The organism is Nocardia sp. NPDC058176, from assembly GCF_042883805.1.
Taxonomy (GTDB): domain Bacteria; phylum Actinomycetota; class Actinomycetes; order Mycobacteriales; family Mycobacteriaceae; genus Nocardia.
The window spans coordinates 643451-666141 of the sequence record NZ_JBHVVA010000002.1 but is presented as its reverse complement, the minus strand read 5'-3'; the positions used below and the strand labels follow the sequence as shown (position 1 = coordinate 666141).

General features: G+C 68.6%; 24 protein-coding genes and 2 riboswitches. Of the genes, 17 read left to right on the top strand and 7 right to left on the bottom strand.

Features of this window, described 5'->3' with window-relative positions:
* Positions 1 to 87: 87 nt before the first annotated feature.
* Both ACFVVM_RS15615 and ACFVVM_RS15610 read right to left on the bottom strand, forming a co-directional pair.
* Positions 88 to 276, bottom strand: a complete 189-nt coding sequence (locus ACFVVM_RS15615; RefSeq protein ID WP_387617969.1) for a hypothetical protein — start codon at positions 274 to 276, stop codon at positions 88 to 90.
* A 173-nt stretch (positions 277 to 449) separates the two neighbouring features.
* Positions 450 to 1478 carry a beta-ketoacyl-ACP synthase III gene (locus tag ACFVVM_RS15610; RefSeq protein WP_387617967.1) on the bottom strand — a complete coding sequence of 343 codons (1029 nt, stop codon included), beginning with the start codon at positions 1476 to 1478 and terminating at the stop codon, positions 450 to 452.
* A 240-nt stretch (positions 1479 to 1718) separates the two neighbouring features.
* Here ACFVVM_RS15610 and ACFVVM_RS15605 point away from each other — a divergent pair, with 240 nt between their 5' ends.
* The 5 genes from ACFVVM_RS15605 to ACFVVM_RS15585 all read left to right on the top strand — a co-directional run bounded on the left by ACFVVM_RS15605 (position 1719) and on the right by ACFVVM_RS15585 (position 5881).
* On the top strand, positions 1719 to 1991 hold the full coding sequence (locus ACFVVM_RS15605; protein WP_387617965.1) for a GlsB/YeaQ/YmgE family stress response membrane protein: 273 nt from the start codon (positions 1719 to 1721) through the stop codon (positions 1989 to 1991).
* Between the two features lie 72 nt (positions 1992 to 2063).
* A complete protein-coding gene (locus ACFVVM_RS15600; protein ID WP_387617963.1) occupies positions 2064 to 2777 on the top strand; it encodes a phosphatidylserine decarboxylase in 714 nt (237 codons plus the stop codon).
* On the top strand, positions 2774 to 3655 hold the full coding sequence (locus ACFVVM_RS15595; protein ID WP_387617961.1) for a CDP-alcohol phosphatidyltransferase family protein: 882 nt from the start codon (positions 2774 to 2776) through the stop codon (positions 3653 to 3655). The genes ACFVVM_RS15600 and ACFVVM_RS15595 overlap by 4 nt, the downstream gene beginning before the upstream one ends.
* Before the next feature lie 66 nt (positions 3656 to 3721).
* Entirely contained in the window at positions 3722 to 4609 is an 888-nt protein-coding gene (locus ACFVVM_RS15590) for an RNA polymerase sigma-70 factor (protein WP_387617959.1), read from the top strand.
* 81 nt (positions 4610 to 4690) lie between these two features.
* The gene (locus ACFVVM_RS15585) at positions 4691 to 5881 is read left to right on the top strand and encodes an NAD(P)/FAD-dependent oxidoreductase (RefSeq protein ID WP_387617957.1); all 1191 of its coding nucleotides are present in this window, start codon (positions 4691 to 4693) and stop codon (positions 5879 to 5881) included.
* A 6-nt stretch (positions 5882 to 5887) separates the two neighbouring features.
* Here ACFVVM_RS15585 and ACFVVM_RS15580 read toward each other — a convergent pair whose 3' ends face one another.
* A complete protein-coding gene (locus tag ACFVVM_RS15580; protein WP_387617955.1) occupies positions 5888 to 7123 on the bottom strand; it encodes a hypothetical protein in 1236 nt (411 codons plus the stop codon).
* A gap of 72 nt (positions 7124 to 7195) precedes the next feature.
* Between ACFVVM_RS15580 and ACFVVM_RS15575 the strand changes: the two genes are divergently transcribed.
* The 4 genes from ACFVVM_RS15575 (at position 7196) to ACFVVM_RS15560 (ending at position 10746) form a co-directional block, all read left to right on the top strand.
* Entirely contained in the window at positions 7196 to 7936 is a 741-nt protein-coding gene (locus tag ACFVVM_RS15575; RefSeq protein WP_387617953.1) for a Clp protease N-terminal domain-containing protein, read from the top strand.
* A 240-nt stretch (positions 7937 to 8176) separates the two neighbouring features.
* Positions 8177 to 9802, top strand: coding sequence for a chaperonin GroEL (gene groL, locus ACFVVM_RS15570; protein WP_387617951.1), 1626 nt, complete (start codon positions 8177 to 8179; stop codon positions 9800 to 9802).
* Between the two features lie 124 nt (positions 9803 to 9926).
* Positions 9927 to 10394, top strand: a complete 468-nt coding sequence (locus tag ACFVVM_RS15565) for a hypothetical protein (RefSeq protein ID WP_387617949.1) — start codon at positions 9927 to 9929, stop codon at positions 10392 to 10394.
* Positions 10387 to 10746, top strand: coding sequence for a hypothetical protein (locus ACFVVM_RS15560; protein WP_387617947.1), 360 nt, complete (start codon positions 10387 to 10389; stop codon positions 10744 to 10746). The genes ACFVVM_RS15565 and ACFVVM_RS15560 overlap by 8 nt, the downstream gene beginning before the upstream one ends.
* 11 nt (positions 10747 to 10757) lie before the next feature.
* Here ACFVVM_RS15560 and ACFVVM_RS15555 read toward each other — a convergent pair whose 3' ends face one another.
* Positions 10758 to 11558 carry a DUF6585 family protein gene (locus ACFVVM_RS15555; RefSeq protein ID WP_387617945.1) on the bottom strand — a complete coding sequence of 267 codons (801 nt, stop codon included), beginning with the start codon at positions 11556 to 11558 and terminating at the stop codon, positions 10758 to 10760.
* A gap of 221 nt (positions 11559 to 11779) precedes the next feature.
* On the opposite strand from ACFVVM_RS15555, the gene ACFVVM_RS15550 reads away from it, so the two are divergent.
* A complete protein-coding gene (locus tag ACFVVM_RS15550; RefSeq protein WP_387617943.1) occupies positions 11780 to 12547 on the top strand; it encodes an alpha/beta fold hydrolase in 768 nt (255 codons plus the stop codon).
* A 44-nt stretch (positions 12548 to 12591) separates the two neighbouring features.
* On the opposite strand, the gene ACFVVM_RS15545 is transcribed toward ACFVVM_RS15550, so the two are convergent.
* Positions 12592 to 13044 carry an SRPBCC family protein gene (locus tag ACFVVM_RS15545; protein WP_387617941.1) on the bottom strand — a complete coding sequence of 151 codons (453 nt, stop codon included), beginning with the start codon at positions 13042 to 13044 and terminating at the stop codon, positions 12592 to 12594.
* A 142-nt stretch (positions 13045 to 13186) separates the two neighbouring features.
* A riboswitch (SAM riboswitch) is annotated at positions 13187 to 13300 on the top strand.
* Positions 13301 to 13316: 16 nt separating this feature from the next.
* Here ACFVVM_RS15545 and ACFVVM_RS15540 point away from each other — a divergent pair.
* From ACFVVM_RS15540 to ACFVVM_RS15530, 3 genes are read left to right on the top strand one after another with little or no spacing between them, the layout of a single operon-like run.
* Positions 13317 to 14102 (top strand): AfsA-related hotdog domain-containing protein, encoded by a 786-nt coding sequence (locus ACFVVM_RS15540; protein ID WP_387617939.1) that lies wholly within the window; start codon positions 13317 to 13319, stop codon positions 14100 to 14102.
* Entirely contained in the window at positions 14099 to 14815 is a 717-nt protein-coding gene (locus ACFVVM_RS15535) for an HAD family hydrolase (RefSeq protein ID WP_387617937.1), read from the top strand. The genes ACFVVM_RS15540 and ACFVVM_RS15535 overlap by 4 nt, the downstream gene beginning before the upstream one ends.
* Complete coding sequence (locus ACFVVM_RS15530; RefSeq protein ID WP_387617935.1) at positions 14809 to 15651, top strand: hypothetical protein; 843 nt, start codon at positions 14809 to 14811, stop codon at positions 15649 to 15651. Before ACFVVM_RS15535 ends, ACFVVM_RS15530 begins: the two co-directional genes overlap by 7 nt.
* Positions 15652 to 15814: 163 nt before the next feature.
* On the opposite strand, the gene ACFVVM_RS15525 is transcribed toward ACFVVM_RS15530, so the two are convergent.
* A complete protein-coding gene (locus ACFVVM_RS15525) occupies positions 15815 to 17011 on the bottom strand; it encodes an MFS transporter (protein ID WP_387617933.1) in 1197 nt (398 codons plus the stop codon).
* Complete coding sequence (locus ACFVVM_RS15520; protein ID WP_387617931.1) at positions 16989 to 17615, bottom strand: FMN-dependent NADH-azoreductase; 627 nt, start codon at positions 17613 to 17615, stop codon at positions 16989 to 16991. The genes ACFVVM_RS15525 and ACFVVM_RS15520 overlap by 23 nt, the downstream gene beginning before the upstream one ends.
* A 215-nt stretch (positions 17616 to 17830) precedes the next feature.
* A riboswitch (SAM riboswitch) is annotated at positions 17831 to 17946 on the top strand.
* Between the two features lie 46 nt (positions 17947 to 17992).
* On the opposite strand from ACFVVM_RS15520, the gene ACFVVM_RS15515 reads away from it, so the two are divergent.
* The 4 genes from ACFVVM_RS15515 to ACFVVM_RS15500 are packed head-to-tail and all read left to right on the top strand — an operon-like array spanning position 17993 to position 22604.
* Positions 17993 to 19153 carry an ABC transporter substrate-binding protein gene (locus tag ACFVVM_RS15515; RefSeq protein WP_387617929.1) on the top strand — a complete coding sequence of 387 codons (1161 nt, stop codon included), beginning with the start codon at positions 17993 to 17995 and terminating at the stop codon, positions 19151 to 19153.
* Complete coding sequence (locus ACFVVM_RS15510; RefSeq protein WP_387617927.1) at positions 19153 to 20988, top strand: ABC transporter permease; 1836 nt, start codon at positions 19153 to 19155, stop codon at positions 20986 to 20988. Before ACFVVM_RS15515 ends, ACFVVM_RS15510 begins: the two co-directional genes overlap by 1 nt.
* Positions 20969 to 21868, top strand: a complete 900-nt coding sequence (locus tag ACFVVM_RS15505) for an ABC transporter ATP-binding protein (protein ID WP_387617925.1) — start codon at positions 20969 to 20971, stop codon at positions 21866 to 21868. The genes ACFVVM_RS15510 and ACFVVM_RS15505 overlap by 20 nt, the downstream gene beginning before the upstream one ends.
* Positions 21858 to 22604 (top strand): ABC transporter ATP-binding protein, encoded by a 747-nt coding sequence (locus ACFVVM_RS15500; protein WP_387617923.1) that lies wholly within the window; start codon positions 21858 to 21860, stop codon positions 22602 to 22604. The genes ACFVVM_RS15505 and ACFVVM_RS15500 overlap by 11 nt, the downstream gene beginning before the upstream one ends.
* Positions 22605 to 22691 lie beyond the last annotated feature (87 nt).

Below are 22691 nucleotides of genomic sequence, written 5' to 3'. Positions count from 1 at the left end.
AAGGGCGATACTGCGCCTTCGGCGTTCCGTCTCGCCCTTCGGGTGCGAGGCGGCCGAAAACCGTGGTGGTCGGGTCGGCGCGGGCGATCAGAGTTGGTGGTGCAGGACCAGATCGAGCTCGGTGGGGGTGAGCAGGCGTTCGAGGCGTTCGTCGCGTTTGAGTCTGGTGGTGCGCGGGATGAACGCGCTGCGCGGGAAGCTCTCGTCCGGCTCGATGGTGGGCAGCAGCGGGACCTCGTTGATGTGCCTGCGTGGCAGGAATGAGCGCAGTTTCACGGCCGATCACCTCGGGTTGACGACTGGTGGCTGAGCGTCTTCGGTCAGCAACGATAGCGAAGAGTTTGCCAGCAGCTAGCAGATGGTGCAAGCGGGACAAGGTGGACACGGCGAGCCCACCGTGGGTGGCCTGCTCCGTCGCAGGCCACCCCGGTCGAACGGGAGTTGCTGAGCTACTGCCAGGCAGGCAGGGTGACGACCTGCGCGGCATAGGACAGCCCGGCCCCGAAGGCGATCAGCAGCGCGGCGTCGCCCGGCTTGGACTCGCCCTTGCGCAGCAGCGCCTCCATGGCCAGCGGGACCGAGGCCGCCGAGGTGTTACCGGTCTCCTCGATGTCATTGGCCAGCGCGCAGTCCGCGGGCAGTTTCAGCACCCGGCTCATGATCTCGATGATCCGGCCGTTGGCCTGGTGCGGGATCATCGCGTTCAGGTCGTCGGTGGTGAGCCCGGCCCGGTCGATCGCCTCGCGGCAGACCTTCTCCAGCGAGTGCGCCGCCCAGCGGAACACCGCGGTGCCCTCCATCGTGAGGTAGGGCCGGACCGCGTCGGTGCCCTTCTCCTCGATCTCGGTGAAGAACTCCATCCAGTCCTTGGTCTGGCGGATGGCGTGGTGCTGGGTGCCGTCCGAACCCCACACCGTCGGGCCGATACCCTGCTCCTCGGCCGGGCCGACGATCACCGCGCCCGCGCCGTCACCGAACAGGAACGCCGTCGACCGGTCGGTGAAATCCAGTGTGTCGGTGAGTTTCTCGACCCCGATCACCAGCGCGTGGTGCGAGGTACCCGCCCGGACCAGGTCCGAGGCCATCGCCAGCGCGTGACAGAACCCGGCGCAACCCGCCGAGATGTCGAAGGCGGCGGCGCCGGTCATGTCGAGATCGGTGGCGATGCGCGGCCCGATCGCCGGGGTGAGCAGTAGGTGGGTCGAGGTCGCGACGATCACGCAGTCGACCTGGTCGGCGGCCACGCCCGCCGCGGTCATCGCGTCACGCGCCGCGGCCACGCTCATCGTCTGGACGGTTTCCTCGGCGCCGGCGAAGCGCCGGGTCTTGATGCCGGATCGGGTGCGTATCCACTCGTCGCTCGAGTCGATCGGGCCCGCGATCCCGTCGTTGGTGACCACCCGGGCCGGGCGGTAGACGCCCAATCCGAGGATCGCGGTGTGCTCCACCCCAGTCGTCTGGGCGATTCGAGCAGCCATGGTGCGTCTCCTATGTACCTGTCAACCTGCGGTCGCCCGCTGGGTGTACCTGAAGCGTCGAAATCTGTCCCTCATCGCCCATGGCTCCCGTGTGGACAACATGTGAACGGGCAGACATGAGGCTTCCTCATATTAGCGCCTGTCGCCGGGAAAATCGTGGCTATTGTCACAACCGGTCCTGGGTATACCTTGGTAGCAAGGCGATTGCTCGCCCCACCCATTCGAGGGATCGAGGACACCATGCTCGGACTCGGGATCATCAGTTGGATCATCATCGGCGGACTCGCCGGCTGGATTGCCAGCAAGTTCATGAAGACCGACGCGCAGCAGGGCATCCTGCTAAATATCGTCGTCGGCGTCGTCGGTGGTTTGCTCGGCGGTTTCCTGCTCAGTCTTTTCGGTGTGGATGTCGAAGGAGCGGGCTGGATATTCAGCTTCTTCACCTGTCTGGCGGGCGCCTGCGTGCTGCTGTTCTTGGTGAAGCTGTTCACCGGGCGCAGAGCCTCGCACTGAGCACCGGTGGAAGCGGCGGGGTTCCCGTAAGGTGTGATCGCTCGAGTTGTCGTCACACGAAAGAGGGAGCCAGTGGCACGCCGCCCCACCCCGCCCGGCACGCCCGAGACCACCGGCGTCGGCCATGTCGTCGACCTGGTGCGGGCCGCTGTACCTCCGCTACACCCCGCCGGCCTGCCGTTCGTCGCGGTGCCGTTGGCGGTGGCGGTCGTCGGTGGCCGAAACAAGTGGGTGCGCCGGGCCGGTCTGGCCGCGGCCGCCGCCTGCGCCACCTTCTTCCGGCACCCGCACCGGGTACCGCCGAACCGGCCCGGCATCGTCGTCGCGCCCGCCGACGGTGAGGTGGCCCTGGTCGACACCGCGGTGCCGCCCGCCGAACTCGGGCTCGGCGAGCAGCCGCTGCCGCGCGTCAGCATCTTCCTGACCGTGCTCGATGTGCACGTCCAGCGCGTGCCCGTGGCCGGAACCGTGCGCGAGGTGCTGCACCAGCCCGGCAAGTTCCTCTCCGCGGATCTGCCCGAGGCCAGCGATGCCAACGAGCGCGCCAGCATGGTCATCGACACCGCCGACGGCAAGCAGGTCGTCGTGGTGCAGATCGCGGGGCTGCTGGCCCGGCGCATCATCTGCGATGCCCGCGTCGGCGATCAGCTCACCATCGGTGACACCTACGGCCTGATCCGGTTCGGCTCGCGCGTGGACACCTACTTCCCGGCGGGCACCGAATTGCTGGTCGCCCCCGGCCAGCGCACGATCGGGGCCGAAACCGTGCTGGCTGTGCTGGGATGATCGACCAGGCGCACCCCGCCTCGCGCCGCAAGCGCCCCCGCTCGGTGCGACTGCTGCCGAGCGTCGTCACCATCCTGGCGCTGTGCGCCGGGCTGTCGGCGGTCAAGTTCGGCCTCGACGGTGAACTCGGCATCGCGCTGGCCATGGTCGGTGCCGCCGCCGTGCTCGACACCCTCGACGGCCGCCTGGCCAGAATGCTCGACGCCACCAGCAAGATGGGCGCCGAACTGGATTCGCTGTCGGACGCCATCTCCTTCGGCGTCGCGCCCGCGCTGATCATCTACGTGACCCTGCTCGACGGCAACAGCGCGGGCTGGATCGTGGCGCTGCTGTTCGCGGTGAGCCTGGTGCTGCGCCTGGCCCGCTTCAACACCCTGCTCGACGACGACTCCCGCCCGAACTGGGCGCGCGAGTACTTCGTCGGTGTGCCCGCGCCCGCCGGGGCGCTGATCGCCCTGGTGCCGATCGCGCTCAAGGTGCAGTTCGGTGACGGCTGGTGGGACGGCTTCACCTTCGTCGCCGCCTGGACCATCTTCGCCGCGCTGCTGTGCGTGAGCACCATCCCGACCCTGGCCATGAAGTCGGTCTCGGTGGCCCCGCAGGCGGCCGCCGGACTGCTGGTGCTGGTCGCGCTGGCTGCCGCCCTGCTGGTCACCTACCCGATCGTGCTGCTGCTGATCCTGGTCGGCCTGTACCTGGCGCACATCCCGTTCGCCTGGCGTTCGGCGCGCTGGGTCGCGGCCCGGCCGGAGACCTGGCAGGACAAGCCCGCCGAGCGGCGCGCGCAGCGGCGCGCGCAGAGCCGGATGCCGCAGATCCGCCGCCCGGCGATTCGCGGGTCGGCGCGGTTGCGGTTACGGCGTCCGCGCGAAGAGTAAATCGCGATCGGTGGGTGAAGCCGCTGTGGTTACGCTGGGTGCGGCGGCCTAGGCGAAGGGGTTGTGATGGAGTCCGGTGAGGTCGGGGAGTTCTTGCAGCATCGGCCGCGGCTGTTCGCGCTGGCGTATCGGATGTTCGGTGCGGCGGGGGAGGCCGAGGATGCCGTGCAGGAGGTGTACCTGCGGTGGGATGCCGCCGACCGGGCCGGGATCGACAATCCGGAAGCGTGGCTCACCACCGTCACGGTGAATCTGTGCCGCACCTGGCTCGTCTCCGCGCGGGCCCGCCGGGAGACCTACGTTGGCCCCTGGTTGCCCGAACCCGTGCCGACCGGCGGTGGCGCGCTCGGCCCGCTCGAGACGGTCGAAGCGCGCGAATCGGTGTCGCTGGCGCTGCTCGCCGCGTTGGAGCGGCTCAATCCGGTCGAACGCGCGGTGTTCGTGCTGCGCGAGGCCTTCGGGTACCCGCATGCCGAGATCGCGGCGATGCTCGATGTCAGCGAGGCCAACTCCCAGCAGATCCTGCACCGCGCGAGCGAGCGGGTGCGCGCGGGTAAGCGGCGGTTCGCGGTGCCGGCCGAGCAGGCGCGCACGCTGATCGAACAGTTCCTGGCGGCCGCGGCGACCGGCGATGTCGCCGGGCTGCGCACACTGCTCGCCGACGACGTGGTCTCCATGGCCGACGGTGGTGGCAAGGTCACCGCGGCCCGGCGCCCGGTCACCGGTGCCGAGCAGGTCGCGCGCTACCTCGTCGGCCTGGCCAAGTTCCTCACCCCGGCGAGCACCTTCGGCTTCGAGGAGATCAACGGCGAGCAGGCCCTGATCGTGCGCGAGGACGGCGAGGTGCCGAGCTCGGTGCTGTTCGTCGAGGTCGACGCCGAGGGCAAGGTGGCCGTCGTGCGCATCGTGGTGAACCCGGACAAGCTCGGGTTGGTGGTGGCCGCGCGGGTGTGAGACGCATCACCCCGCGCGGATGTCAGGAACCGCGGGCCCGTCCGGTCTGGTCTGTGTCGGCCTTTCGAGAGGAGCCACACCATGACCGAGCAGCATCGGATCGTCGTCCTCGGCGCGGGCTACGCGGGTCTCGCCGCGGCCCGCCGCCTGGCGAAGAAATCCCGCGACACCGCGATCACCGTGGTGGACACGCGCGCGGAGTTCGTCGAACGGGTGCGCTTGCACCAGGAGGTCGCCGGGCAGTCGATCAAGCACTGGGACCTGCGTGAACTGCTGGAGCGCAAGGGAATCGAGTTCGTCCAGGCCAGGGTGGTCGAGCTGGACCCGGTCGACAAGCGGGTGCGGTTGGCAGACGGCGGGCCGCTCGCCGAAAGCGCCACCCAGCCCGCGGTCGGCGGCTCGCGCAGCGACCACAGCCACGCGCACGACCGGGACCGCGCGCACGACCGCGATCAGCCGGTTCGCGATCTCCGTTACGACACTCTGGTCTACGCGCTCGGCAGTGCGGCTGACCGCTCCGGAGTGCCCGGCGTAGCCGAGTACGCTCGCCCGCTGGCTACGCCCGAGGAGGTCCGTGCGGTGCCGGCCGGGCCTGTGGTCGTGGTGGGTGCGGGTGCGACGGGGATCGAGCTGGCCGCGGAACTGGCCGAGGCGCAACAGGATTCGCCGGTCACGTTGATCAGCGCGAACGAGCCGGGCGCCTGGCTGTCCGAGCGGGCGGTCGACGGCATCCGTGGCACGCTGACCCGCCTCGGCGTGGACATCCGGGCCGACGCCAAGGTCGTCGAGGTGCTCCCCGATGGCGTCCGCCTCGCCGACGGCACCACCATCCCCGCCGTGACCACCGTGTGGACCGCCGGTTTCACCGTCCCCGACCTCGCCCGCCGCGCCGGTCTCGCGGTCGACGAGCGCGGCCGCATCCGCACCGACGAGACCCTTCGCTCGCTCTCCCACCCCGACATCTACGCCGCGGGCGACGCCGCGGTGATCGCGGGCCCCGGCGACCGCGAACTCCGAATGGCCTGCGCCACCGCCATTCCCACCGGCGGCTACGTCGCCACCGCGATCATCGCCCGAGCCCGCGGCCGCGAACCGGAACCGATGAAATTCCGCTACTACCTGCAATGCATCAGCCTCGGCCGCCGCGACGCCGTCATCCAATTCCTCCACCCCGACGACACCCCGGGAACCCGCGTCCTGACCGGCCGCACGGGAGCCTTGGTGAAGGAACTCATCGTGCGCGGCGCGGGCATCTCGGTCGGCATGCGCTGACGCGGCTCAGGGCCGGCGTCGCCGTATCAACGCGATGAGTGGGGGCGTCCATGGTGCGACGGCGAGTAAGCCGAGGCAGACGAGCCAGGGTAGGCGCCACCACCAGCGCAGGTCGGGCTCGATTGCCGCGGGGGTTCCGGTCAGGAGGTGGGCGGTCGAGGACCACACGACGAAAGCGTCGCCGATCGGCAGTGCTCCGAACGCGTAGCGCTTGGAGCCGGGCAGGTTGATCGGCAGGCCCAGCAGTTCGCCTTCGGCGCCGATCGCGGTGGCCAGCGCAGCGTCGCCGTTGACGCGTGCCGCGCCCAGACCGACCACGGTGGCGGACAGGCTGATTCCGGCGACGAGCGGTCCGGAGTCGACATCGCCCCGGCCGTCGACACCGTGCGGGTACTCGCGCACCGCGGGACCGAATCCGCCCGGGTGCGCGATGAACAGCTCGCGAAAGCGGGCGTACTGCGCGGCGGCGAACGACGGGTCGATCTCGGGAAGGAAGCGGTGGATCATCGTTTGCGAGGTCGCCCGCGCGCCGGTGTGCGGTGACCCGTCCAGCGGTGAAACCTGGTGGGGGATCAGGCCGGTCGCCGGATCCAGCCGCTCCTTGACCTGCACCACCCAGCTGTCGATGACCTGCGTGAACCGATCATCGAACAGGTGGTCGTGCAACCGCAGCGAGGCGATGGCCACCGTCGAGTCGACCGGCCACGCCTGACCTGGATACGCCTGCAGGAACGGACTTTCCGCCGTCGCGAACGCCTGCGCGATCTCTGCGCTGCGATCGGAAAACCGCTGTACCCCTGCGGAATCCGTCGCATCGAGCGAGAGGATCGCGCCGCGCAACCAGTTCGTCCACCCGGCCCAGAACACTCCATACGCGGGCTGGAGCTCGGCGCTGAACACCGCCCTGCCCTCCTCGGATTCCATTCTGTCCAGCGCCCAACGGGATTCGCGAAGTGCCTCGTCGCGCAACTGTGGATCGATGTGCGCGGCCTGGACCCAGGCGATCCCGTAGAGCGCGTTCAGGAACAGATGCCCCTCCGGAAACTGGCTTTGCGCAGTGGTATCGGCACCGTCGTCGAGCGCGCCACGTACGAAGGCCAGCTGTCGTTCGGTGGCGCCGGGCTGGGAATCGATCCCGGGCTGTGGCCACAGGAATCCGGCCGCCGCGAGCACGCACGCCAGCGTCACGACGATTCCGACGGCGCGCAGCGCCCATCGGCCCCCACGATGAAATCTCCCCATGGGGACACTGTGCCACCAAGAAATCGTCAACCAACGGTTGACGCGGACGAATCGTCAACCTACAGTTGACGCATGAGCCTCCCCAATGTCCGCCTCGACGATCTGATCGACGGCATCAAGAAAGCCCGCCCCGACAATGTCCTCGACCAACTCTCCGACGCCGTGGTCGTCGCCGGTCGCCTCGACGAGGTGGCCGACCACCTGATCGGCCACTTCGTCGACCAGGCTCGCCGCGCCGGCGCGTCCTGGACCGACATCGGCTCCAGCATGGGCGTCAGCAAGCAGGCCGCGCAGAAGCGCTTCGTCCCCAAGCAGCCGGGCGACGCGGCCGCCGCGATGGACCCGCAGGCCGGCTTCGCGCGCTTCACCGACCGCGCCCGGTCGGTGGTCGTCGCCGCGCAGGAGTCCGCCCGCTCGCTGGGCAATCCCGAGATCGCCCCCGCCCACCTGATCCTCGGTCTGCTGAGCGAGCCGGAGGGGCTGGCGGTGCAGGAGATCATCGGCCGCGGTGTCACCGTCGACGCGGTGCGCGAGGCCGCGAACGCCGCCATCCCGCCCGCCGGGGGCGAGCTGCCCGCGCTGATCCCCTTCGACGGCGAGGCCAAGAAGGCGCTCGAACTCACCTTCCGCGAGGCGGTTCGCCTCGGCCACAACTACATCGGCACCGAACACATCCTGTTGGCGCTGCTCGAACAGGAGAACGGCACCGGCATCCTCAGTGGGCTCGGTCTGACGAAGGAGGCCGTCGAGGCCGACATCGTCGAACTGCTCTCGGCGTTCCTGGCCGGGCAGCAGGCGGAGGGCGAAGCCTGAACCGGGTGGCGCCCGGTTCCGATCCCGGCCGGGCGCTACCTTGCACTCTCACCCGTCGAGTGCTAAAAATGGCTTTGGCACTCGTCACTGTTGAGTGCCAGGTCGGGACGGTGAGATCGGGTTCCATCGACACCCTCGGTCGTCCGTCGCGGGCACCGCACCTGGCCAGCGTACTTTGGGGCGATCCAACCTGTGGTCGTCTCGTGTGTCAGCCATAGACATGTGGAGGATCTCAACGCAATGGCCAAGACAATTGCGTACGACGAAGAGGCCCGTCGCGGCCTCGAGCGGGGTCTGAACGCCCTCGCCGACGCTGTCAAGGTGACGCTGGGCCCGAAGGGTCGCAACGTCGTGCTCGAGAAGAAGTGGGGCGCCCCCACGATCACCAACGATGGTGTGTCCATCGCCAAGGAGATCGACCTCGAGGACCCGTACGAGAAGATCGGCGCCGAGCTGGTCAAGGAAGTCGCCAAGAAGACGGATGACGTCGCCGGCGACGGTACGACCACCGCCACCGTGCTGGCCCAGGCGCTCGTTCGTGAAGGTCTGCGCAACGTCGCGGCCGGCGCGAACCCGCTCGGCCTGAAGCGCGGCATCGAGAAGGCCGTCGAGGCCGTCACCGCCAAGCTGCTCGACACTGCCAAGGAGATCGACACCAAGGAGCAGATCGCTGCTACCGCTGGTATCTCCGCGGGCGACCCGGCCATCGGCCAGCTCATCGCCGAGGCGATGGACAAGGTCGGCAAGGAAGGTGTCATCACCGTCGAGGAGAGCAACACCTTCGGGCTCCAGCTGGAGCTGACCGAGGGCATGCGCTTCGACAAGGGCTACATCTCCGGTTACTTCGTGACCGACCCCGAGCGTCAGGAAGCGGTCCTCGAGGATCCGTACATCCTGCTGGTGTCGTCGAAGATCTCGACCGTCAAGGACCTGCTGCCGCTGCTGGAGAAGGTCATCCAGGCCGGCAAGCCGCTGCTGATCATCGCCGAGGACGTCGAGGGCGAGGCCCTGTCGACCCTGGTCGTGAACAAGATCCGTGGCACCTTCAAGTCCGTCGCCGTCAAGGCGCCCGGCTTCGGTGACCGTCGCAAGGCCCAGCTGGCCGACATCGCCATCCTCACCGGTGGCGAGGTCATCAGCGAAGAGGTCGGCCTCTCCCTGGAGACCGCCGGTATCGAGCTGCTCGGCACCGCGCGCAAGGTCGTCATCACCAAGGACGAGACCACCATCGTCGAGGGCGCCGGCGACGCGGAGGCCATCAAGGGCCGCGTGGCGCAGATCCGCACCGAGATCGAGAACTCGGACTCGGATTACGACCGTGAGAAGCTGCAGGAGCGCCTGGCCAAGCTGGCCGGTGGCGTTGCGGTGATCAAGGCCGGTGCCGCGACCGAGGTCGAACTCAAGGAGCGCAAGCACCGCATCGAAGATGCCGTGCGCAACGCCAAGGCTGCCGTCGAAGAGGGCATCGTCGCCGGTGGCGGCGTGGCCCTGCTGCAGGCCGCCCCCGCGCTGGACGGCTTCGAGGGCCTGTCGGCCGACGAGGCGACCGGTGTCAACATCGTGCGCGTCGCGCTGTCGGCTCCGCTGAAGCAGATCGCCTTCAACGCCGGCCTCGAGCCCGGCGTGGTGGCCGAGAAGGTCTCCAACCTCCCCGAGGGCGAGGGCCTCAACGCCGATTCCGGCGTGTACGAGAACCTGCTGGCCGCCGGCGTTGCCGACCCGGTCAAGGTCACCCGTTCGGCCCTGCAGAACGCGGCCTCCATCGCGGCCCTGTTCCTCACCACCGAGGCCGTCGTCGCCGACAAGCCGGAGAAGGCCGCCCCCGCGGGCGACCCGACCGGTGGCATGGGCGGCATGGACTTCTGATCCCCCGGATCAGCTAGTTCCCGCAAGTCACGAAAGCCGACCTACCCCGGTAGGTCGGCTTTCGGCATTCCGCCGAACAACACGAACAACTGAACTAGTTTCGAACTAGGTGTAGCGTGGTGGTATGGCCACACGCACCTTCCCGTTCTCGACCCTGATCAACAAGCAGACGAGTGTCTTTCCCGCTCTCGCCGACGCCGAGGTCATCCTCGAGCGCCGGGATGCCGAGAACCTGGTGCTGATGCGGTCGGAGCGGTTCGACGCGATGGTCAAGGGTCTCGGCCTCGCCGCGCGCTCGCTCGCGATCATCGCGAAGGCCAATCGCCCGCTCGCCGAAGAAGTATTCGCCGAGGAACTCCCGTGGCTGACATGGCTTCCGGCGGAGGCCCGCCCCGAATGCATTCGTGAGCTCCTCGAACACCTCCTCGCAGGAGCCGAAACCGGTCTCCTACTACCCTTTTCCCGGGCATTGAAGGAGTGGCAGTCGACCGCGGAGATCTACTCCGACCCGGAGTTGGCTCGCCGCCTGCGCGGACCGTTCGACACCGAGGACTCGACAGTGTTGCCACGCCCCGGCGGTGCGGATGCCTGAGTCGCTGCGGCGAGGTGATGAGGTCCGCCGCCCGACCGGGTGGGTCGTTCGTGCCGTCGACCTGCGTGCAGCCAAAGGGTGGACGCAGCTGGTGAGCCAGGCGCAGGCCAACGCCGACCGCGCCTGGATCGCGATAACCACCGACCCGCGCTGTCGTGACGACCCAGCACGTCAGCATCCACTGAAATACGACTTGAGCCGAGTGAAGGTCGACGGATCCGATTGCGAGCAATGGCAGTTCGAGGTCACCGGCGGCGGTCGACTCTGGTACGCGATCGATGACGAGAACCGCACGTTGTGGATCACCCACGCCGGCACCGGTCACCCGAAACAGACCGACCGCCGAAGGTAGGGCGGAGGTCGCTAGCCCACTGGGGTGAGGCGGAGGCGTTCGGCGAGTTCGTTGAAGATGTAGAAGTTGGGGATGGTGCTCACGGGGGTGAGGGAGCGCCAGGTGCCTGCGGTTTTGATGCGGATGTGGCCGCTGCGGGCGTCGATGAGGTGGATGTTGTCCCAGGGGAAGGATTCGGCGCGGAAGGTGAGGGCGTCGAGGGAGAGGGACAGTTCGCCGAAGGTGACGGTGTCGCCGTTGTCGATGGCGGCGACGGCGGCGGGGAGCTGGGTCGCGGTGACGGCGGATTGGATGGCGCGGGCCCATTCGCGGGCGCGGGCGAAACCCTCTTCGTCGATGGTGGCCTCGACGCCGCCGGGGCCGCTCAGCTGCAGCAGGTAGGTGACCGCGACGGTGTCGTGGAAGGGAATGGTCTCCTGGCGCACTTCGGTGCTGTCCCAGCGGAATCCGGCGACCCGCTGACCGGAGCGATACACGGTGACACCGTGATCGAACAGGTCGATTCGCGCGGCCCGGTTCTGCCGGTTGATCATGCCGCGCCGGAACGCGAGCAGGACCGGCAGCGCGGCGATGGCGAGCAGCGAGACGCCGCCCTGCCAGGCGCCGACGGCGGTGCAGATCACGCCGATCACGGCGATACTGCCCGCGACGATGCCGCAGCCGCGCACGAAGGTGTCGTCGGCCGGGGTGGCGAGGAAGGTGTCACGGTGCGCGCCGAGGTGCTGATACTCCGCCATGAGGTGTATCAGTTGGGTCAGTGGCACGGTGTGCCGGGCTTCGGTCGCGTCCTCCGGCCTGTTCGGAGTGATCACTCGTCCCTCCATGAGGCGTCTTTCATTCGCGGCGAAGCGTATGCGAACCGGGGGGATATCGCCACTGCAATGCCGGGATTCGAGCGGGGAGATCCGGGCAACGACCGGCCGGAACGCCCTCCGTGCCCCGGCGCGACCGGCGACCGTCCTCGGCGAGCGCCACCTCCGGCACCCCTGCGCGGCATCGGCCCATGTCATCGCTCCCGGATAGGCTGGATCGCGTGCTGTTCGTGGATGAAGGTGTGCGCGAGGGCCCGGCGATCGTGTTCGTGCACGGTATCGCGGGCTCGCCCGACTGGTTCGCCGCTGTCGCCGAGCGGCTGTCCGGTGACTTCCGGGTGATCCGGGTGGACGTCCGCGACCAGCGCGACGATTTCGGCGTGTCGGCCAGGACCGCCCCGGTCGCGGAGCTGCTCGACGAACTCGCCGTGTCCGAGGTGACCGTGGTCGGCCATTCCTTCGGCGCCGAGATCGCGCTGGAGCTGGCCACGAGTTCGGACCGCGTGGCCCGCGCGGTGGTGGTCGGCCAGGGTCCGGACTACCGGCAGGCCCGGATTCCCGCGGCGGCGAAGTGGGTGGTGCGCCCGTCATCGGTGCGCCTGGCCCAGCGGTGGGCGCCGGCGCCGGTGGTCCGGTTGTGCCTGCGGAGTTCGTTCGCGCCGGGTTTCCGCTACGAATCCTCGCCCGGCCTCGCGGATTCGGTGGTGCGTGACTTTCGCGGCACGGTCCCGGCCGCCCTCGCCTACACCGCGGGCGCGCGGGCCGACGACCTCGCGGCCCATCCGCTCGACGCCCGCGTGGCCGAACTCGACCTTCCGGTACTTGTCGTGCACGGCCGCCGCGACCACCTCTACGATCACGTCTCGACGCTGGCCAGATACGCCGCGGCGGGCGCGCGCACGCACTTGGTCGAGCATGCGGGGCACGCGCCCCAGGTCGAGCAGCCCGATGAATTCGTCACCGTGCTGCGGGAGTTCCTGCGCGACTGAAGAAGCCCGCCGGAAGGATCCGGCGGGCTCGCGGGCGAAGTGTCCTAGCGTTCGGCGGCGGCCTTCACCCTGGCCAGCGTTTCCCGCATGCCCGAGACCAGGTTCGCCTCGAACTGCTGCTCACCACCGAGCGCGACATTGATCATGCCGCGCACCGGCGCGGGCACGCCCTTGGGCGCGACCACGCGGGATTCGGTGACGCGGGTGCCGGTGGCGGTGGGCTCGAGTTCGTAGCTCCACACGGTGCGGTTCTCGTTCATCTGGAACGCGAACACCTGGTTCGGCTCGAAGCGCACGATGCGCGAGGTGGTCGGCCAGATCTTCCAGCCGTCCTTGTTGATGTTGAGGGTGAACGTCCCGGTCCGGACGCCGCCGAGTGCGATCATCTTCCGCGTGGTCGGACTGAACTCGGAGATCCGCCCCAGATCGGTGAGCACCGACCACACCTGCGCCGGCGACGCGGCGATTTCGATACTGGCTTCGAGATTTTTCGGCAACGTTGCCTCCGGGAATGTGTGACGGTCGGTCACGCACAGCATATGCACTGGTGAGCGGGCCTTCCTCCGCCCCTGGTCGGATTTTTTCACCATGGTCGCAATTCTGGTCAAAATTATTGCGCCCGAATAGGTTTCGATGGACGGTCACGAGTTCCAGCATCGAGCCCCGGCTTGCTGGGCGGCAACCCTCCATTGGCGGCGGGGTGCTCCGGGTGACGACCGGATGGCGGGGACGATCCCGCCATAAGCGTCCTTTTCTGGAGGGTCTATCCATGTCTGTAGTCCAACTCGACGCCACCCGTGCCCCGGAAACGATCGCGACGACCTTCGTCGTGGTCGCCGACCGGTTCCTCGGGATTTCCAAGGATGATCGGGTGCATACCGTGTCGGGCCTGGTCGCGCTGCTACGCAGCGGACGGTTCCACGCGGCCGATGCGGAACTGGCCGTCCATCTGGGGCAGGGCATCACCCGCCACGATCTCGACTACCTCGAGCACGTGGCGGCCATTCACGCACCGCAGGCGCGGTTGCGGGTGGTCGGCGAGATCGCCGAACCGGCCCGCAGGCACCACGTGCACAAATATCAGGACTCCAATGTCCTGCTGGCGGGCCTGGTCAGGGAGGACGAGAACCTCTTCCGCGCCGACCTGCGCCTCGACGGCGACAACGAACTGCTGCTCGACCACCAGACCGGTGAGCACGTGCAGGGCATCGTGGTGATCGAGGCCGTGCGTCAGCTGTTCCTCGCCGCGTTCGAACTCGAGTACGGCGTCCGCAGGCCGCAGGAGCACTTCTACATCGTCTGGAACAACGTGGACCTGAAATTCGGTTCCTTCCTGTTCCCGCTGCCCGCGACCCTGCACGCCCAGCTCACGCCGGTCTCGGTGGACGATCCGGGCAAGTTGCAGTTCCTGATCGAGACCGAGGTCCGCCAGTTCGGCAAGCCGGTCGCGAGCTCGCGCATCGAGTTCGCCGCACTGCCCAACGAGCGGATCTCCCAGATCGAGCGGGCCAAGGCGGCCAAGGCGGTCGACGCGTACCTGGCGGCCTCGGCATGAGCGGAGCTGCGTTCTTCGATGTGGACGAGACCGTGATCACGGTCAAGTCCATGTTCACCTTCCTGCGCTTCTGGCTCGCCGAGAACGGTGACGACGGCAGCGAGTACGCGCGCATCACCGACGATCTCAAGGCGCGGGCGAGTGCGGGTGGCCCGCGCGAAGAGATCAACCGCGAGTACTACCGGGCCTATCGCGGCGTCGAGTACGCCGCGCTCGAGGCGGCCGGGCAGCGCTGGTTCGCCGAGTTCGTCGCCGAGGGGGCCGCGTTCTACGCCGAGGCCGTGCGGGCCTTGCGCGAGCACAAGGCCGCGGGGGTGCGCACGGTCCTGCTGTCGGGATCGTTCGCCCCGGCGATCGCGCCGGTCGCCGCGGCGGTCGGTGCCGACCACGTCATCGCCACCGAACCGCTGCTCGACGAGCACGGCGTGCTCACCGGTGAGGTGCGCAGGCCGATGATCGGCGCGGCCAAGGGCGAGGCGGTGGTGGCGTACCTGCGCGAGCACGGGATCAGCGCGAACGACACCTGGGGCTACGGCGACCACGGCACCGACCTGCCGTTCCTGTGGTTGGTCGCCCGGCCCGCCTATCGCGGCGAGGACCCGAAGCTGGTCGCGGCCGCGCGCAGCGGCACCTGGCGCCACCTCGGTGATCGGCTCGGCGATGCGCAGGGCAACGAGTTCTCCGATGACCGAAAGGTGGCGTCGGTATGGTGAAGCGTCGCTACGAGCTGACCCCGACCACCCAGGGTCCGCTGTATCCGCCGAGCGAGATCGTGGACGCGGCAGGGGATTTCATCGTCGTCGGGTTCCTGAACGAGGAAGCTCCCGATGGTTCGGTGACCCGGCGGTGGGGTAGTGCGATCGTCGCGGCCGACACCCCGCTGCCGCCGTTCGGCGAGAACCTGCCCTACCGGGTGGTCCGCGAACTGCCGGCGGAACTGTCTCCCGAAGACCGCGACCTCGTACTGCACACGCTGCCGCTTCCCTTGCCCGCCAACAACTATCCGATGGTCTTCGCGCCGGATCAGCTCCCCGGCGCGGCCGCCGTCACCCGCCCGAGCTATCCCTTCCACGAGGTCCCCATCCCGGACCTTCGCCCCGAGGACGGCCGCAAACTCACCGAACCGGTCACCCTCGGCAAGTGGCTGGAAGCCCGTGGCACGGCGGAGGTTTCGCTCAGCGACGACGAACGAGCAGCCCACTTCGTCTTCGAGTTCACCGGCCTGATCCCCGACTCCCTCTATACGATCATGTCCCTGCGGCAAGGCGACCTGAACCCCGAATCGCCCACCCGCCCAGGACCTCTCGGCGTCCCCAACGTCTTCATCACCGCCCCCGACGGCACCGCCACCTACCGGGCCACCCTCCCCAACCCCTTCCCCGACCCCGCCACCCCCGGCGCCAACCGCGTCATCAGCGTCGTCGTCCTCTGGCAGAGCTACCAGCAGAACTACGGCGGCGCCATCGGCCACTTCGGCCTCGGCGGCGACATCCACGCCCAACTCAAACTCCCCACCCCCACCTTCGAGGAGTTCACCACCCACCCCTGAGCCCAATGACGACCGAACCCCCGGCGCACCCAGGCGCCGGGGGTTCAAGGTCTGCTCAGTGAGATACCTAGAATGTCCTTCGGTCCGAATGGTCACCGATCTGCCGAGAACCTGACCGGCTGGTTGAAACTGGGCCGCCACGATATCGAGGCGGCCCAGCTCATCAGGTGCTGTGAACCCTCGTGGAGGCGAAGGCCAGGGCGGCCCCCGCGAATCCGAGGGTGGCGATGGCGAGGGCTACGGCGGTGAAACCGTTGTCGGCCACCAGGTTGGCCAACTGAGGGCCCGCGCTGGCGCCGAGGAAGAGGGCGAAGGTGTAGAGGGCGGTGGCGGTGGCGCGGGCTTGGCCTGCTTGGGCGGCGATGGCTTGGACGGCGGCCGGGGCGGCTACCGCTATCGCGGCGACGAAGACGAAAAGCCAGGTGGCGACCCAGATTCCGCCGAGGGGGATGGCGGTGACGGCGGCGGCGAGGCCGGCTGTCGACAGGGCGGTGATCAGGCGGAGTTCGGGGTTGATCGTGGACAGACGGGTGGCCAGGAGGGGGATGGCGATCATGGCGGGGATGGCGCTGGCGCGCAGGGCGAGCAGGGCGGTGCTACTGGTGCCGACGCCGTCGGGCGGCGCGAGCTGTACGCCGGTGTAGATCCCGACGAAGGACCCGAGCACGGCAAGGCAGCTGACGTAGAGCAGGGCCAGGCGTGGGGCGCGCAGCAGCGCGGCGAACGCGGTGAAGACCGCGCCCACCGAGCCGGTCGTGCCCGCGCGCTGTCCTGGTTCGAGTACCACGTGCAGCAGCAGTGCCGAGAGCGCGAAGCCCGCCGCGCCCGCCACGAACACCGCCTGCCAGCCGAACGCGTCGTCGACGAGCTGGGCCAGCACCTGCGCGAGCACGCCCGCGCCGAGGAACGAGCTGGTCAGGCAGGTGAGTGCGAAGACCCGCCGCTGCGGGGCGATGCGTTCGGCGAGATAGGCGAACGCGGCGGGCGCGAAGAACGAAGCCGTCAGGCCCTGGATCACCCGTGCGGCCAGGCCGGTGCCCAGGCTCGGCGCCGCGATCACCACAAGGGTGGACAAGGCCGTCGCCGCCAGGCCGCCCACGATCACCGGGCGGCGGCCCCACTGGTCCGACAGCGGGCCGGTCACCAGAAACCCGACGCCGTAGGCGAGCCCGAAGGCAGTGGTCGTCCAGGTCGCCGCGGCGCGGGAGGTGTCCCACACCTGGGCCAGGTCGCCGAGCACCGGCAGCACCACGTACAGCTGGCCGACGACGAGAATCCCTACGGCACAGATCGTCGCGACTGTTCTCCCCGTCGGCGCCCACCCCCGCACCGCCGCTTCAGTAGTCGGCGGCGAGCTCACGGGCCCGCTCCTGCGCCGCCGCGAACCCGACCTGCGGATCCTCGGTGAGCACGGTGGGCGCGAACCGGATCTCGGCGACGTCCTTCACGCCGACGAAGCGCAGCCAGTCCTGCACGAACGGGGTGGCGAAGTCGTTGCCGAACTGGATCGGCACGCCCGGCTGGTGCACGCCACTGGTGTAGACGGTGACCGCGCGCTTGCCCTCGAGCAGCCCGGAGTAGCCGACCTCGGGATCGAAGCCGAAGGCCCAGCCCGGCTGGGTGACGATGTCGACGTACTGCTTGAGGATGTAGGGCACGCCGTGGTTCCAGATCGGGATGTTGAACACGTAGAGGTCGGCGGCGGCGAAGCGGTCGAAGACGGTGCGTGCCTGCTCCCAGGCGGCCACCTGTTCTGGCGTCTGCTCCGAGCCGGTGAACACCGCCAGCTTGGCGGCCGCGGCGTCGGTGCCGAACTCGGGCAGCCCGGCTTCGAACAGATCGAGGGTGTCGACTTGCAGCCCGGAATCCTTCGCGGCGAGGGTTTCGATGAAAGTCTGTGCGATAGCGCGTGATTGGCTGAATTCGCCACGGGCGGACGCGTTGATGTGCAGCACGGTGGTCATAGCACTAGAGGTACCGACCTGGGCCGACGGCGACAATGATTTGTCGCAGGCTGCGCTGATCCCGCCCCGGGACCCGAACTTTTGTCTCGAGCTGATCTGAAGCTGGGCGCGTGTCCATTGCCGCAGCTAGCTCCGTATCCGCCTGTCCGGGAACCACATCGGGTACCCACTCGACCGGCCGGACATGCGTGCGAGTGCTGCTACATTTCGACCACGGTCACGAGTATCAGCACGTTCGAGCCCCGGCTCGCTGATCGGCAACCCTCGCTTGGCGGTGGGGTGCCCCGGGTGACGACCAGGCGATATCGATCAGATAGCGCAAGCGCTTGGATTCTCGCATTTGTCGTGCGCTGATTCATCATCTCTAAGGAAGAGCAATGAGCAAGTTTTCGGTCGGTTCGCGCCGCCGTTTCAAGATCATCGCCGGAGCCCTCGCGGCCGTGACCGTGGCGGCCGCGGTGGTCGGTTGCAGCGATGACAGCACCGAAGCGGGCGAGGGCACCGTGTACTTCGGCGTCTCCGGTCCGCGCACCGGCCCGTCGGCCGAGTACGGCAGGCTGTGGCAGCAGGGCTTCGACCTGGCGCTGGAGGAGATCAACGCGGCGGGCGGCATCGACGGCCGCAAGGTCGAGCTCAAGTGGGAGGACTCGCAGTCCGATCCCAAGCAGACCGTGCCGATCGCCACCAAGTTCGTCGACGACAAGTCCATCATCGCCGAGCTGGGCGATTTCTCCTCGCCCGCCTCGATCGCGGCCTCGCCGATCTACAACCGCGGCAAGCTCGTGCAGTACGGCTTCACCAACTCCGCGGTGGACTTCACCAAGGGCGGCGACTACTCGTGGAGCCCGTCGATCACCCTCGACGTGTTCCAGGAGCGCAATGCCGAGTGGGTGTCGAAGAAGGCCAAGAAGGTCTCGGTGGTCTACCTCGAAACCGACTGGGGTAAGCAGGCTTTCGGGTTCTTCGAGCGGTTCGCCAAGGAGAAGGGCGTCGAGATCGCCTACTCCTCGCCGATCCTGCCCGACTCCACCGACGTCAAGCCGATCCTGATCAAGGGCCGGGAGGCGAACCCGGACGCCTTCGTGCACCTGGGCTACGGTCCCGACGGCGCGCTGGTGGTCAAGCAGCTGCGTGACGTGGGCTTCGACGGCCAGTTCTTCGGCGGCCAGAACACCCCGCAGTTCATCGAGCTGGCAGGCAAGGCGGCCGAGGGCGACATCGTCAACGGCATCTTCAGCCCCGCCGATCCCGATCCGAAGACCCAGGAGTTCGTCACCAAGTTCCGGGCCAAGTTCAACACCGACCCGGGCGACTTCAACGTCTACGCCTACGACGCGCTCAACGTGCTGGTGCAGGCGGCCAAGAAGGGCGGCGCCACCCGCGAGGGCATCCTCGAGGGCTTGAAGACCGAAACCCAGTTCACCGGAATCGGTCTCGGCACCTTCGCTTTCGACCAGGAGACGCGTCGCCCGCAGGGTGTGGCTCCGCGTGAGCTGGTGCTGCAGGAAGGCAAGTTCGTGCCGACCGGCAATCGCTGATGTTCGACACCCTGATCGCCGGTGTGGTCCACGGCAACGCGTACGCGCTGCTCGCCGTGGGCATCACCCTCATCTTCGGCGTCACCAACGTCATCAATTTCGCGCACGGCGCGGTGTTCGCCCTCGGCTCCATCCTGGGCTGGTGGTTCATCGCCGAGCAGGGCTTCCCGTTCTGGCTGACCGTCATCCTGGTGGTCGCGATCACCGCGATCGTCGGCATCCTGATCGACCTGCTCGCGGTGCATCCGCTGCGCAAGGCACCGGCCATCGCGGCGCTGCTGGCCACGGTGGCGGCCGGTTTGATCATCGAGAACCTGACCCAGATCGTCTTCGGACCGGACACCCGTCCGTTCCCACAGGTATTGCCCACCAACAACTTCCAGCTCGGCGGCGTCCGTTTCGGCACCTCCGATCTGGTGATGTTCGCGATCACCATCGTGGTCATGCTCGGGCTGGCCGGGTTCCTCCGGTTCAGCCGCTACGGCCTGGCCATCCGCGCCACCGCGCAGGACCCGGATGCCGCCGCGCAGATGGGGATCGGGGTCTCGCGGATCAAGCTGCTCGCCTTCGCCATCGCCTCCGGGCTCGGTGGGCTCGCGGGCATCTTCGTCGGCATCTACAACTCGAACATCTCCCCGCACAGCGGCATGCTCGCCGGGCTCACCGGGTTCGTCGCGGCCACCATCGGCGGCCTCGGGTCGATCCCGGGCGCGGTGATCGGCGGCTTCGCCCTCGGCATCGTGGAGGCCTTCGGCATCTACACCTTCGGCGACGGCTACCGCGATCTGATCACCTTCGGCGTGCTGGTGGCGTTCCTGATCCTGCGGCCCGGCGGCCTGCTGGCCAAGGTGCCCGCGATCAGCGCCGAACCGCTCACCGGCACCTTCCTCGGCCTCGGGCGGCAACTCAGGGTCCGCTGGTGGCACGCGGTGCTGCTGTTCGCGGTGGCCGCGATCGTGGTGCCGCTGGTGGCCAACAACTACGCCATCGTGGTCGGCACCCAGATCCTGGCGTACGCGATCGTCGCGGTCTCGATGACGCTGGTGGCCGGGTCGGCCGGGCAGCTGGTGATCGGGCAGGCCGGGCCGATCGCGATCGGCGCCTACACCTCGGCCATCCTCACGGTGAACCACGACTGGCCGTTCCTGGCCGCCGCGCTCGCCGGTGGGGTGCTGGCGGCGGTGCTCTCCTCGATCCTGGCCGCGCCGCTGTGGAATCTCAACGGGCACTACGTCGCCATCGCGACCCTGGGCATCGGCATCGTGATCGTCGCGGTGATCCGCAACTGGGAATCGCTCACCCGCGGTTCCTACGGCATCTTCGGTATCCCGGTGCCGAGCATCCTCGGCCACGAGTTCACCGAGAACACCGAGGTGTATCTGCTGGATCTGCTGTTCCTGGCGATCACCCTCGCGGTGGTGGTCGGCATCCAGCGCTCGCGGCTCGGCACGGCGCTGCGCGCGGTCGGCGCCGACGAGGTGGCCGCGCGGTCCTCCGGCATCCCGGTGCGCGACTACAAGGCGCTGGCCTTCGCGATCAGCGCGCTGTTCTCCGGGATCGCGGGCGCGCTGCTGGCGCACCAGTACAGCTACATCGACCCGACGGTGTTCAACCTGCCCATGTCCCTGCTGATCATCACCATCCTCGTGCTCGGCGGCACCGGTTCGCCCTATGGCGCGGTGCTGGGCGCGGTGGTGCTGATCGGCGTTCCCGAGGCGCTGCGGCTGGCGCCGGAGGCCCGCATCCTGCTCTACGGCGTGGTGCTGCTGCTGATCATCCGGTTCCGTCCGCAAGGTGTGCTGGTGAGGAGTGAACGTGTCCGAGTCCCCGCGTGACCCCGTCCTTTCGGTGACCGGGCTGCGCAAGTCCTTCGGCGGTGTGCAGGCGGTCAACGGTGTCGAATTGCAGGTCGCGCCAGGTGAATTCGTGTCGATCATCGGACCCAACGGCTCCGGCAAGACGACCACCGTCAATCTCGTCTCGGGCGTGCTGCGCCCCGACGAGGGGCGGGTGGAGGTCGACGGTGTGCGGCTGCGGCCCGGCTCGCAGGAGGCGGCCGCGGGGGCGGGCATCGCCCGGACGTTCCAGAACGGCCGGGTGTTCGGCAGTCTGACGGTGCGCGAGAACATCGAGATCGGCCTGCACACCACGGTCACCGCCGCCCGGCCGCTGCAATCGCTGGCGCGCTTCCCGCTCCTGCGCTGGATACCGCTGCTGGCCGAGACCGCGCTGGCACTGGTGCCGACACCGGCGGTGCGGGCCGAGCGGCGCGCGACCGATGCCCTGGTCGACGCCCAGCTGGCCCGCTTCGCCGAGCGCCTCGCCCCACGCGCGGAGAACAATGCCTACACGCTGTCCTATGCCAATCGCCGCCGCACCGAGATCGCCAGGGCGCTGGCGTTGCAGCCACGGGTGCTGCTGCTCGACGAACCCGCGGCGGGCATGAACCAGACCGAGACCGCCGAGGTCGGCAGGCAGCTCGCCGAGCTGAAAGCGGCCGGGCAGACCATCGTGCTGGTCGAGCACAAACTGGATCTGGTCAACGCGCTGTCGGACCGGGTGCTCGTGCTCGACGAGGGCCGCGTCATCGCCGAGGGCACGCCCCAGCAGATCCAGAACGACGAGCGGGTCATCGAGGCCTATCTCGGGCGCCGCCGCCTGCGCGCGTCCGCCGCCGAGACCGCGACAGAGAAGGTGACCGCCGGTGCCGATTGACGAGAATGCCACGCCCATCCTGGAATTCGACGAGGTCACGGTGCACTACGGCCCCTCGCGTGCGCTCGACAAGGTGTCGCTGAGCGTGCGGCCCGGTGAGATCGTCTCGCTGCTCGGCGGCAATGCCTCGGGCAAGTCGACGACGATGAAGACCGCGCTCGGCCTGCTACGCCCGTCCTCTGGCGCGGTGCGCATCGACGGCGTCGATGTGAGCGCGAGTTCACCCGCCAAGCGGATCGAGGCCGGATTGGCCTCGGTGCCCGAGGCGCGGCGGGTGTTCCCGGCGATGACGGTGGAGGAGAACCTGCACGTCGGCGGGTACATCCGCAAGGAACGCCGCCGAGTGCTCCAGGCCAGGGCGGAGGAGCTCTACGAGCATTTCCCGCGGCTGAAGGAACGCCGAACTCAGCAGGCGGGCACTCTCTCCGGTGGCGAGCAGCAGATGCTGGCCTTCGCCAGAGCCCTGATGAGCAAGCCACGGCTGATCTGCATGGACGAGCCGACGATGGGCCTGTCACCGCTGTTCGTCGACCGCGTCCTCGACGAGATCGCCCGCCTCAATGCCGAACTGGGCCTGGCGATCCTGATCGTCGAACAGCAGGCCGAGCTGGCGCTCTCGATCGCGCACACCGGAAATGTGCTGCGCGGCGGCGAGATCGTATTGCACGGCACCGCCACCGAACTGCTCGACAACCCCGCCATTCGGGACGCCTACCTGGGCAAGGCGGCGGCATGAGTGGCCAGTCTTCGCCACCGCGGGGAGGGCACACGCCGATCACGGCCGCCCTCGACAACGAACTCTTCGCCACCGAGGTCGCGCCGC

Excerpts from the sequence above, each read along its gene's own strand:
- ACFVVM_RS15610 (WP_387617967.1), bottom strand. The coding sequence starts at position 1,478 with ATGGCTGCTCGAATCGCCCAGACGACTGGGGTGGAGCACACCGCGATC.
- ACFVVM_RS15605 (WP_387617965.1), top strand. The coding sequence starts at position 1,719 with ATGCTCGGACTCGGGATCATCAGTTGGATCATCATCGGCGGACTCGCC.
- ACFVVM_RS15595 (WP_387617961.1), top strand. The coding sequence starts at position 2,774 with ATGATCGACCAGGCGCACCCCGCCTCGCGCCGCAAGCGCCCCCGCTCG.
- ACFVVM_RS15590 (WP_387617959.1), top strand. The coding sequence starts at position 3,722 with ATGGAGTCCGGTGAGGTCGGGGAGTTCTTGCAGCATCGGCCGCGGCTG.
- ACFVVM_RS15585 (WP_387617957.1), top strand. The coding sequence starts at position 4,691 with ATGACCGAGCAGCATCGGATCGTCGTCCTCGGCGCGGGCTACGCGGGT.
- ACFVVM_RS15580 (WP_387617955.1), bottom strand. The coding sequence starts at position 7,123 with ATGGGGAGATTTCATCGTGGGGGCCGATGGGCGCTGCGCGCCGTCGGA.
- ACFVVM_RS15575 (WP_387617953.1), top strand. The coding sequence starts at position 7,196 with ATGAGCCTCCCCAATGTCCGCCTCGACGATCTGATCGACGGCATCAAG.
- groL (WP_387617951.1), top strand. The coding sequence starts at position 8,177 with ATGGCCAAGACAATTGCGTACGACGAAGAGGCCCGTCGCGGCCTCGAG.
- ACFVVM_RS15565 (WP_387617949.1), top strand. The coding sequence starts at position 9,927 with ATGGCCACACGCACCTTCCCGTTCTCGACCCTGATCAACAAGCAGACG.
- ACFVVM_RS15560 (WP_387617947.1), top strand. The coding sequence starts at position 10,387 with ATGCCTGAGTCGCTGCGGCGAGGTGATGAGGTCCGCCGCCCGACCGGG.
- ACFVVM_RS15540 (WP_387617939.1), top strand. The coding sequence starts at position 13,317 with ATGTCTGTAGTCCAACTCGACGCCACCCGTGCCCCGGAAACGATCGCG.
- ACFVVM_RS15535 (WP_387617937.1), top strand. The coding sequence starts at position 14,099 with ATGAGCGGAGCTGCGTTCTTCGATGTGGACGAGACCGTGATCACGGTC.
- ACFVVM_RS15530 (WP_387617935.1), top strand. The coding sequence starts at position 14,809 with ATGGTGAAGCGTCGCTACGAGCTGACCCCGACCACCCAGGGTCCGCTG.
- ACFVVM_RS15520 (WP_387617931.1), bottom strand. The coding sequence starts at position 17,615 with ATGACCACCGTGCTGCACATCAACGCGTCCGCCCGTGGCGAATTCAGC.
- ACFVVM_RS15515 (WP_387617929.1), top strand. The coding sequence starts at position 17,993 with ATGAGCAAGTTTTCGGTCGGTTCGCGCCGCCGTTTCAAGATCATCGCC.
- ACFVVM_RS15510 (WP_387617927.1), top strand. The coding sequence starts at position 19,153 with ATGTTCGACACCCTGATCGCCGGTGTGGTCCACGGCAACGCGTACGCG.